The organism is Candidatus Thiosymbion oneisti (genome assembly GCF_900092655.1).
Lineage (GTDB): Bacteria > Pseudomonadota > Gammaproteobacteria > Chromatiales > Chromatiaceae > Thiosymbion > Thiosymbion oneisti.
Window position 1 is genome coordinate 1 of record NZ_FLUY01000668.1, and the last position, 7,930, is coordinate 7,930.

Sequence of the window (7,930 nt, forward strand, 5' to 3'; positions counted from 1 at the left end):
CAGACCTGGTCCCGACGGAGGAGGGATCTAACGCTCCAGCGTCGATTAAGCGCCTCGGTAGGCTAACAGCCAACGCCTATCAGCACAGAGGAGCTGAGTCCGCGGGAGCGGACAAGACCGCGTTCCCACGCTGGAGAGACTGTGAAAGTATTCGTCTTTCCCGAAAACGGTGGGATAAAGCCGCTATATTTCACACTAAATTCTGTCTCATGTGGGATTTAAGAGAAGTATTTTCGGCCTAAAGTAGGATAATTGCGTTGTGCTGTCCCTATAGCTCTGAAAACCCAGGAATACTTTCACAGTCTCTGGAGCGTGGGAACGAGTGCGAAGGATCCCTGCTACATCGGGACCAGTTTGACGTGTTGCGTTCGACGCCCAAAGGCTCGCTGATTGTCTGCTCGGTCAGTGCCGGCGTTTTGACGCGACCTACACCCACATGACCCCCCGCGCAGCCTGCCCGCGCGGACCTCGCGTTAAATGTAGGTTGGGTTAGGCGCGCTGTCCGATCCTGAAGCACAGTGACAAGACCGAACGGGCCGTAACCCAACACGTCAGATCCCACAACCAACGCCAAATAACCCAGGACCGCGCTAGATCTGTTTTAACCAAACAAAGTTGTTGGTGGGCACAGCCCACCCTACCAGCAATTTATGCGCACTCGCCCTGGACCTTATGGAGCCCAGGTTGCCCATGCAGTGGCGGATGTGGAAAAATGCAACGGAAGACCATTCTACGAGAAGTCGCCTTGATCGACCCGGACGGTTTCAGACCCAACGTTGGGATCATACTGACCAATGCCGAGCGCCGACTATTTTGGGGACGACGCGCGGGTGAGAACGCTTGGCAGTTTCCCCAGGGCGGAATCAAATCGGACGAAACCCCCAAACAGGCGATGTTCCGGGAGCTCCAGGAAGAGGTCGGTCTACACCCCCAACACGTGACCCTGCTCGGAAGCACCAAACGCTGGCTTCGCTATCGCCTCCCCAAGCGTTTCATCCGCCACCAGTGCACTCCCCTCTGTATCGGCCAGAAACAGGTATGGTTCATGCTCAGGGTAAACTGTGGCGAGGACACCTTCTGCCTCGACACGTGCGATAAGCCTGAGTTCGACACTTGGCGTTGGGTGAGATATTGGCAACCCATCCAGGAGGTCGTTTACTTCAAACGCCGGGTCTACCGACAGGCACTCGAGGAGCTGGCCCCCCTGCTCTATCCGGAAGGCCCGCCGGCATATCAAGCACCCTCCCCCGGACACCGTGCCGTGTCACGGCGCAAGCGGGCTTAAGAAGCTGTTTAGTTAAAAGCAATCCTGAATGATTCGGCGCGGTTTGGGGGACCGGACAGCTACTCGCTGCCCATGGGCCGGAAGGTCAGCCCGGAGCTCCCATCACCTGACGGCGGTATCGCTCTCCGGTCGTTGGGAGGGGAGGCGGATGATTGCTGTTGTTGTTGAGATTCGAGCGCCTTGATGCGCCGCTTGAGCGCGTCGATCTCGCTGCTGCTTGTCGCGGGACTGCTTGTCACAGGTGTCGAAGGGGCCTTAGCGGTGGGTGTCGTGGGGACCCGCGGCGGCACGGCGCCACGATACCTGGGCACGGCATAGGGACCACCACTGTAAGGACCGGGACCGTAACCGCCCCACGGACCTCGCCAAGGTCCTCCGCTGTAGGGACTGCCCCAAGGGCCTACGTATGGTCCGCCGTAATAGTCGTCGTTGCGGTCGCGGTTGCCACCCATCCATCGGCCAGGGTTCATCATGTCGCCGAAATCGAAGGCCCGGCTTACCGGGTTATACGCGAGGGACATGCCCATGATGCCGGCGCTGGTCAAGGTGGCTAGGAGCTTGCGTGCGTTAGGTGACACGGCAGCGAGTCCTCCTGATGTCGTAGCGGTTTCGGGCGCGGAATATTCAGTGTAATCTTGATTCCGATCATCGGAAAGGGTGAAAATACTTAGTTACTGTACGGTTGCCGACAAGAGCCCGTCCGCGCCGCGACAGGTCACCGACATTTCACAAACTCTAGTGAGGAGACGACAATGAGGCTGATCCTTTTGGGCGCCCCCGGCGCGGGCAAGGGTACCGTAGCCAAGCTGCTCACCGCCGTCGACGGCTCGGTGCAGATCTCCACCGGCGACATTCTGCGGGTCGCGGTCAAGGAGGGCACTGAGCTCGGCAAACAGGCAAAGAAATTCATGGATGCCGGCGATCTGGTTCCGGACCAACTCATCATGGGGATCATGAAGGAACGCCTGAAGGAAGACGACTGCCTAGCCGGATTTCTACTCGACGGCTTCCCGCGCACCATCCCCCAGGCGGAGCAACTCAAGGTTCTGCTGTCAGACCTCGGTATCAAGCTGGACGCGGCCGTGAACCTGGACGTACCGCGGGACGTGATCTTGGATCGCCTCACGACCCGCCGGACCTGCGTCGACTGCGGCGCTATCTATAACGTCAAGTCGGCACCGACCAAGGTAGAGGGGGTGTGCGACAAGTGCAAGGGCAAGGTGGTGCAACGCGATGACGAGACCGAGGAGGCAATCTCCAACCGCTTGGACGTCTACAACGAGAAGACCGCACCCCTGGTGGATTTCTACCAGCGCGAGGGCCTGCTGATGGACATAGCCGCCACCTCCAGCGAGGTCGTCGTCGCGGCCATTCGCGAGCGCACCGGCGCCTAACGCCACGTGTGATCCTTGACCGACGGGCAACCTCTGCCCGTCGGCCCCCAAGCATCGAGTATCTCGACGACTTGCGGACCCGCTCGCAGTGCCATGGCCCGCGGAATCCATCTCAAACAGCTCAAGTCCGCCGACCTGCACGCGATCGGTGTGCCGAGCGACCAGTTAGGTGAGACCGCGGATGACCGGAACGGGCGGCCCTGCGGACGACTGGCGGAAACCGATTCCGTCCTGGCGCGAGCCCTGGAGGAGGTGCGTCAGGGTCTGGAAGCGACCCTTTCACTCCTGGACGCGGCCCTAGCGGCAAGCCCCCCGACGCAGGCCCCACCTCCGCTCCGCAGGGAATGACACGCCGGCTCCAGTCCATAGTTTCACATTTTTGTATCAGCAGGTCGTTGGTCGTCCCGTCGATCCGAATGCAATGGATTTCGGGAGTGCTTTCGTGCCGAATATTACTGAAACACCGCACGCATCACTGCCCGGTGATCCGTAGGGTAATTAAGCAGCATCGGTTCGCTTTTTAGTGGTTGACGTACCGCCGGGTCGATCCTAAATTTCGGCGGTGACCACCACCATCACTGGAGCAACCTCACATGCTGCAGCCCGGAGATCAAGCCCCCGAGTTCTCGCTCCCGGACGCCGACCTGGAGTGCATCAATCTGGAACAGTTCAGAGGCAACAGCCACCTGGTGCTTTACTTCTATCCCAAAGACGATACGCCGGGGTGCACCCTCGAGGCCCTCGAGTTCACGGATCTGCAACCCGAGTTCGCGACGCTGGATACCCAGGTCCTCGGCATCAGCAAAGACAGCTGTGATAGTCACGGCGCCTTTCGGGACAAACACGGCATCGATGTGCGCCTACTCGCAGATACCGAAGGGGAGGTCTGTGAAGCCTACGGTGTCTGGAGGGAAAAGGATACCCGCGGCGGGAAGCGCATGGGTATCGTTCGTTCCACCTTCATTGTGGACAAGGACGGCAAGATCCGCCATGCGCTTTACGACATCAAGCCCAAGGGCCACGCCGCCCGGATTTTGGAGTTGGTGCGGGGGTTGTAGACACAGGCACGGCCGGCGTGAAGCTTCGTACTCAAATACTCGTTTTGCTCCTGGTATTCGGTCTGGTGCCGTTGCTGATCTCGATCTCTCTCAATCTACCGCTGGTGTTGGACCGCACCGCATTCATCTACCAAAAGGCCCACCTGCAGAACCTACGTGCGGATTTCCGCGATCTCGACCAGCACCTGGCAAGCCGCCACGAGATGATCCGGTTGCTTGCGAAGCTCCCGGAGCCGGGCTTGATCCTCGGCGATCGGGGCGATGACGATCAGATCGATCTCGCCCGCGCCCGCTACACGGGCTGGGTAAATCAGATCCTCAGCGACCAACAGGACATCATCAAGATCTTGTTTCTCGGCGCGGATATGCAGGAGCGATTCTGGCTGGAGCGAGACGAAAGGACGCTGGCTTGGCATCCGACATCGAAGCTCCCGGAACGGCCCCACGAGCAGCTGCTCGAGGCGGGCCTGCGAATGCAGCCGGGCAGCGTGATGATCAGCCGCATCCGGATCGATCCGCGCGCCGGGGCCCAAGATCCCCACAGGCTCATGACCCTGTCTCTGGTCAGCGCCATCGGCGGAGAACCGGAGGGAGCGGCCATGGGGTTGGTGGTCATGAGCATCGACGTCGGCGGCCTGGCCCAGTTCTACCGCGATACCCTCTGGGTCAACAACAACGGCAGCTATCTGCGCCCCGGACAGCCCATCAGCGAGGAGCCGGAGGCCTTTGCCGACTTTCCCGGCCTGGCTGAGATCTTCGCGGCCGGAAAGCTGGCGCTGTGGGAGGGTGACCAGGGCCGGCAGCTGATCTGGGTCCCCATGTTCCTTACCGAGGACGCACTCCCCCTGTGGGTCGGCCGCGCAGTCGACCCATCTCCTATCAAGAGCTTCCGCAATGCCCTGATTGGGCGCGTGCTCACCATCGTCCTGCCCATGACCCTGGTGGTCATGATGATGGCCCGTTGGATCGCGGCCAGGGCGGAGCAGTTCGGTCAAACGCTGGCCAAAGGGCTCAGCGGGGTCCTGCGCGACGACGAACGCATCCGCTTCGACTGGAAGGGTCCCCGGGAGGTGAAGGAGCTGGGCGAGCAGCTCACCGCCCTGGCCGAGATCCATGTGCAGCATCTGCATGCGGCACAGGAACATACCCGGGAGCTGGAGCAGTCCAACCGCTACAAGTCCGAGTTTCTCACCAATATCAGCCACGAGCTGCGCACGCCCTTGAATTCGATCCTCCTATTGTCCAAGATGCTCGCGGATCGGAATGCGGGCTTGACCTCGGATCAGCGGCATCAGGCGGAGGTCATCCATGCGGCCGGTCGCGACCTGCGTACCCTGATCGACAACATCCTGGATATCTCCCGCATCGATGCCGGACAGGTTAGGGTAAACCTGGAGTGGATCGAGCTGCGTCCCCTGCTCCAGGAGCTGATCCAGCTCATTTTGCCCCAGTTCGAGGACAAGGGGCTCACCCTGGCGCTCGAGCTCGACGAACGGGTCCCGGATCACATCTACAGCGATCGGGACAAGTTGCGCCAGATTCTGAAAAACTTCCTTGCCAACGCCGCCAAATTCACCGACCAGGGCGGCGTTGTCCTCCAGGCGAAATGGGTTACGGGCGAGACCTGCCCGCTCGTGCTGGGCGTCTCCGACACCGGCATCGGTATCCCGGCGAACAAGCAGCAGGTCATCTTCGAGGCCTTTCAGCAGGCCGACGGCTCCACCCGGCGCCGCTACGGCGGGACCGGCCTGGGGCTGTCCATCAGTCGTGAGCTGGCCGGACTCCTGGGGGGCAAGATCAGTGTCCGGAGCGAGGAAGGGCAAGGCGCGCGCTTCGACCTAGCGCTGCCGGCGGAGTTCGATCCTGACCACTTGGGCTCCGAACAGGTCATCCACGCGGTCAAGCCGCCGCTCCCGGCGTCGGAGGCCGCTGCGCAGGAACCGCCCCCGAGCGGGCCGTCCGGCGACTGGTCCTTCGCCGGCCACTGGGCCCTGGTAGTGGAGCGGGAGGTGCACAGCCTGGTGGCCGAGACGGCCCTGCTCGAATCCTTAGGGCTGCGGGTACAGACAGCGGCCGATGCGGACGAGGCCCTGGAAACCTTGCAGGAGGAGCGCGAATGTGCCTTGGTGCTTCTCGCCGTCTTGGTGTCCCCGGAGAATACCTGTGATACGATCAGGACCATGCGTGGGAACGAGCACGACCGGCGGCTCCAAATCCTGGTCATGGGAACCCCGGTGGATGCGCCGCAGAGCGCGCTTTTCCGCGCCGCCGGCGCCGATGGCTTCATCCTCAAGCCCGTGAACCGGGACGAGCTCGCGGCGTGTCTGAGCGCGAGCCTGGTACAGCCCGCTCTCGACGACCGATAACATGGAGCAAGCCGGACCTTTACGGAAGAGTTATCCGCAAATGAACGCAGATCAACGCAAATGGATCAAGAACTTTTGATGATGACGAGCCGATTGCAACCGATCTGTGTTCATTCTCGTTCATCGGCACTAACAGGCGGAGCCGCCGAGGTTCGAATTGAGTATGGGAAAAATAATCCGGTCGCTTCGATCTATCCGCAGATTACACAGATTCTCACAGATTAAAAAACAATCCGCGAGAATCTGCGTCATTTGCGAACAGAAAAGATAAGATGATTTTTTGCGACTGATTTGCGTTTATTGGCGTTCATTATTGCAGCAACAACGGCAGCCGGCATGAATCCTTATTCCGGATTTAAGCTCCTTATCGTCGACGATCACGCCCACAATCTGTTCACTCTTCGGGCGTTGATCGAGCAGCACATGGAAGTGGTAATCCTGGAGGCTACATCCGGTCGCCAGGCCATCGATGTCACACTCCAACAACCGGACATCGACCTCATCATCCTCGACGTACAGATGCCGGAGCTGGACGGCTTCCAGACCGCCTCCCTCCTCAAGCTGCGCAAGCGCACCCGCGACATCCCCATCATCTTCCTCACGGCCGCCTTCAAATCCGAGGAATTCCAGCAGCGGGGTTACGCCGTGGGGGCGGTGGACTACCTGCTCAAGCCGATCGAGGACAACCAGCTCATCAACAAGATCAGCACCTACTTCCGGCTGATCGAGAAAGAACGTGACCTCAACCGGGTACTGGAACAGAAGGTCGCCGAGCGTACCGCGGAGCTCGCCCAAGCGAATCAGTATCTCGAAAACATCATCACCTACATGGGCGAGGCCCTGCTGGTGCTCACCCCCCAGGGTGAGATCAAGCTGGTCAATCCGACCGCCTGCCGGATGCTCGACTACAGCGAGCGGGACCTCCTCGGCATGTCCATCGGCGACGTGTTCGAGGAGGAAGGCGACGAGCAGGCCGGTGCTTTCATGGGGATCTGGCTCGAGGCCTTGATCCGCACCGGCGTATTGAGCAAGATCGAGGCCCGCTTTATCCCTAAGGACGGGCGCCGGGTACCGATCCTCTTTTCCCGTACCGCCGTAAAAGACCCCGGCGGGCGGATTACCGACATTATCTGCATCGCCAAGGACATGACAGGCTATGTGCGTATCGAGGCAGAAGGAGACGGTTGAGATGGCATTCTTCGAGATGGGGCACAATACGTCAGAGGAGACAAGTCCAGGAGCAACCCATGACTGATTTCGTCGCGACCAAAGGACCGGAGAATGAGGATACCGCATTGACCGCCAACGCCCTCAAGGCAATGGCCCATCCCTTGCGTTGGAAGATTTTGTGCTCACTCGGAAGCTGGGAGCTCTCGGTAGGGGAGATCGTAGAACGCACCGGGACCTCCCAGAGCAATATCTCCCAGCACCTCGAGCAGCTGCGCAACAAGAACATCGTGGCCGCGCGCAAGGAAGCGAACCGGATCTACTACCGTATCCGCAACCCCCAACTACTGGATCTGATCGGGATCATGCGGGAGGTACTGTGCCCGGCAAACCTGGACGACCATTACCCGCGTTGAGCGGGGGAGAAACCTGTAACCGCCAAGACGCCAAGAGCACCAAAGCCAAATCACCAAAGGAAAGGCTCTTTATGGATTCCGGGCTGCTTTGGAGTGCGCCGGCAAAGCGGCGCGTCTGAATCCAGCCTCGACCACAGGGATACCAGCGGCGGTTGCCGGGAATCCAGGCACTTGAGGTTTCACCCGCGCCGCGGCGACGGCGCTTTCCCCCGGCCGCAGCGCCCTTACTTGGAACAGAGGTGTC

At 60.4% G+C, this 7,930-nt stretch carries 8 protein-coding genes; 7 read left to right on the forward strand and 1 reads right to left on the reverse strand.

From position 1 onward, the window contains the following. The first annotated feature begins 745 nt into the window (after nt 1-745). Complete coding sequence (locus BQ17_RS07275; RefSeq protein ID WP_089725698.1) at nt 746-1,285, forward strand: RNA pyrophosphohydrolase; 540 nt, start codon at nt 746-748, stop codon at nt 1,283-1,285. Between the two features lie 59 nt (nt 1,286-1,344). Here the strand turns inward: BQ17_RS07275 and BQ17_RS07280 are convergent, their stop codons facing one another. Continuing rightward, nucleotides 1,345-1,863 carry a hypothetical protein gene (locus BQ17_RS07280; RefSeq protein ID WP_176722336.1) on the reverse strand — a complete coding sequence of 173 codons (519 nt, stop codon included), beginning with the start codon at nt 1,861-1,863 and terminating at the stop codon, nt 1,345-1,347. A 174-nt stretch (nt 1,864-2,037) separates the two neighbouring features. Between BQ17_RS07280 and BQ17_RS07285 the strand changes: the two genes are divergently transcribed. From BQ17_RS07285 to BQ17_RS07310, 6 genes are all read left to right on the forward strand, one after another. Then, nucleotides 2,038-2,679, forward strand: coding sequence for an adenylate kinase (locus BQ17_RS07285; protein WP_089725686.1), 642 nt, complete (start codon nt 2,038-2,040; stop codon nt 2,677-2,679). Between the two features lie 93 nt (nt 2,680-2,772). Next, nucleotides 2,773-3,027: a hypothetical protein gene (locus BQ17_RS07290; protein WP_089725688.1), complete on the forward strand. Its 255-nt coding sequence runs from the start codon at nt 2,773-2,775 to the stop codon at nt 3,025-3,027. A 245-nt stretch (nt 3,028-3,272) separates the two neighbouring features. Further along, complete coding sequence (locus BQ17_RS07295; RefSeq protein WP_089725691.1) at nt 3,273-3,737, forward strand: peroxiredoxin; 465 nt, start codon at nt 3,273-3,275, stop codon at nt 3,735-3,737. A 17-nt stretch (nt 3,738-3,754) separates the two neighbouring features. Beyond that, nucleotides 3,755-6,103, forward strand: a complete 2,349-nt coding sequence (locus BQ17_RS07300; RefSeq protein WP_089725692.1) for an ATP-binding response regulator — start codon at nt 3,755-3,757, stop codon at nt 6,101-6,103. Nucleotides 6,104-6,439: 336 nt separating this feature from the next. Beyond that, a complete protein-coding gene (locus tag BQ17_RS07305) occupies nt 6,440-7,291 on the forward strand; it encodes a response regulator (protein WP_089725694.1) in 852 nt (283 codons plus the stop codon). A gap of 59 nt (nt 7,292-7,350) precedes the next feature. Then, nucleotides 7,351-7,686 (forward strand): ArsR/SmtB family transcription factor, encoded by a 336-nt coding sequence (locus tag BQ17_RS07310; RefSeq protein WP_089725696.1) that lies wholly within the window; start codon nt 7,351-7,353, stop codon nt 7,684-7,686. Nucleotides 7,687-7,930: the final 244 nt, after the last annotated feature.

What these genes read in the sequence shown, in the direction of transcription:
- BQ17_RS07305 (WP_089725694.1), top strand. Translation starts at nt 6,440, where the DNA reads ATGAATCCTTATTCCGGATTTAAGCTCCTTATCGTCGACGATCACGCC.
- BQ17_RS07285 (WP_089725686.1), top strand. Translation starts at nt 2,038, where the DNA reads ATGAGGCTGATCCTTTTGGGCGCCCCCGGCGCGGGCAAGGGTACCGTA.
- BQ17_RS07295 (WP_089725691.1), top strand. Translation starts at nt 3,273, where the DNA reads ATGCTGCAGCCCGGAGATCAAGCCCCCGAGTTCTCGCTCCCGGACGCC.
- BQ17_RS07290 (WP_089725688.1), top strand. Translation starts at nt 2,773, where the DNA reads ATGGCCCGCGGAATCCATCTCAAACAGCTCAAGTCCGCCGACCTGCAC.
- BQ17_RS07310 (WP_089725696.1), top strand. Translation starts at nt 7,351, where the DNA reads ATGACTGATTTCGTCGCGACCAAAGGACCGGAGAATGAGGATACCGCA.